Raw genomic sequence first — 2084 nt, forward strand, 5'->3', positions numbered from 1 at the left:
ATCGAGGATTACCGGTCTATCATTCACACGCAGCTGCGGCTGTTCCTCTAGAGCCGCGCCTATTTCGCCCGATGGACGAGGCCTTCGAAGCCGTGTGTCAGATCCGAAGCGCCGGCCGCGAACATCTTGACGAGATTTTGCGGACGGCCGGGAGTCTTGTTCGCATCGAGGAGGATGGCCCTGCCCTCATGCATGACGAAATCGAATTTTCCATAGTCGAAGCCGAGTTCACGCCGGCGCTCACGCAGTTCGTCGGGCACCGGGACGGGCTCGCGCCGGATCGTCTCCGATGCCTTGACCAGGCCGTTCGGGGAGACGTAGCGGGTGCAGCGCTCTCGCTCTCCGCAAAACACCCAGAAACGAACAGCAAAACCGTCGGGTTCTCTCTCCGGAATGAACTTTTCCACGACGAGATCGTCGCAATCAAAGACGCCGTCTGGAACGTCGCCGAGAGATCCGTGGATCTCATAGGGGTGCAAGATTGGCAAATGCGGAAACGGCGGCTGTTTGCCCGCGCGCTCGGATCGCCGGTTGAGGAGCGTCTCCGGGATTCCCCGATTGTTGAGATTGCTTTTGACGATCACCTGACCTTGCCAGCTGTCGGTTTTGTCGATCAATGCACCACTGATCCGCCGTTTGGATATGTCGGCGGCGCCGATGTTGAGGCAGAATGCAAAACACCGGGCATAGTCGACATAGTCCGTTGGCGTCACCGTGGCATCGACATGCAATACCGCCATATCGGCGCTGACCGGCTTCGACAGGCCTTGCTGAACCCGAACCGAATGGCCGCGCCTTTTCAATTCCGCAAGAATGTCGAACAGCATGTATGGGCTGCTCCTGCGCAGCAGAATATCGCGCCTGCCCAGGAACCTGTCATGCTCATGCGTTATCACGGCGATACGCGCCACTATCCACCTCCTGGACTGTCTGTAGATGCCTTGAAATGTCTTGGCTTGTCCAACGACCTCTATTAAGCCCCGGTGATATCCAAAATCCAGGCGTGCAGGGGGCCAATGGAATTGCATGACAAATCATTGGGACGATTACCACCGCCATTGGAAACTTCTGGAAGCGCCGCTCCGGCCGACAGCGGAAACCGTCGCTATATTCGATCGCGAACTTGATCTCGGAAATGCCGATGTCCTTCTCTTGGGGGTTACCCCGGAATTGGCAGTTCTGGGCAAGTCGATGTTGGCGGTCGACCAGTCGGCGGCCATGATTTCCGGCGTATGGGCTGGCGACGACGGCTCGCGACGGGCAATCGCCGGCAACTGGCTTAACCTGCCCGTGGACCGCGCAAGCATCGACGCCGTCATCGGCGACGGATGCCTGTCGGCGGTCGCTTCCCAGGCGGCGCGCAGTTCGTTGTTTGGCGAGGTCGCCAGGGTGCTGAAGCCTGGCAGGCGCGCAGCGATCCGCGTCTTCGCACGACCGGAAACGGCGGACGATCTGTGCGGCATCGAAGCTCTGGTTCTGGCCGGCGGGATCGAGAATTTCCACGCGCTCAAATGGCGGATTGCGATGGCGTGTACGACCGACGACCGCGATTTTACCATCAAGGTGGCAACGATCCGCGATGCATTCGGCAGACTGTTTCCGGACCGCGAAGCTCTTGCCGCGCGAACAGGATGGAGCATGACCTCGATCAACACGATCGACGTCTATGCAGGCTCGGACATAAGCTACAGCTTCGCGACGCTGGCCACGCTGACCAACGAGGCAGCCAACTGGTTCGGCGACGTGCGCGTCGTGCCGAGCGGAAGCTATCCGCTGGCGGAACGGTGCCCGCTTCTGGTGCTCGGTTCGGCCAGGCACCGGTAAGTTCATCATCATGCGCCAAGAGGCGCTCCGAGCGCCTTGACTCCGGCGCGCCGCCAGCCTATTTCAGCGCCACGTTAGCACTCGCCTTTGGTGAGTGCTAACCACATGTCCGGCGCCGCCGGATGGAGGAACTGTTTCTCACCGTTCTCATCGAGGAAGAAAAAATGGCAAAGTCGAAGTTCCGCCCGCTTCATGACCGCGTGGTCGTTCGCCGGGTCGAATCCGAATCCAAGACCGCTGGCGGGATCATCATCCCCGAC

The 2084-nt window shown here is 59.9% G+C and carries 2 protein-coding genes and 1 pseudogene; all 3 read left to right on the forward strand.

From position 1 onward, the window contains the following. Positions 1-977 (forward strand): hypothetical protein (locus EN991_RS40460; protein WP_206519305.1); only part of this gene is annotated, 977 nt, incomplete at its 5' end. 49 nt (positions 978-1026) lie between these two features. Next, a complete protein-coding gene (locus tag EN991_RS33850) occupies positions 1027-1824 on the forward strand; it encodes a class I SAM-dependent methyltransferase (protein WP_127370363.1) in 798 nt (265 codons plus the stop codon). 164 nt (positions 1825-1988) lie between these two features. Further along, positions 1989-2084 (forward strand): annotated as a pseudogene (locus EN991_RS33855) (co-chaperone GroES); the annotation flags it as partial.

Origin of the sequence: Mesorhizobium sp. M7A.F.Ca.US.005.03.2.1, from assembly GCF_003997795.1 — a bacterium.
In the GTDB taxonomy this organism is placed as follows: Bacteria; Pseudomonadota; Alphaproteobacteria; order Rhizobiales; family Rhizobiaceae; genus Mesorhizobium; species Mesorhizobium ciceri.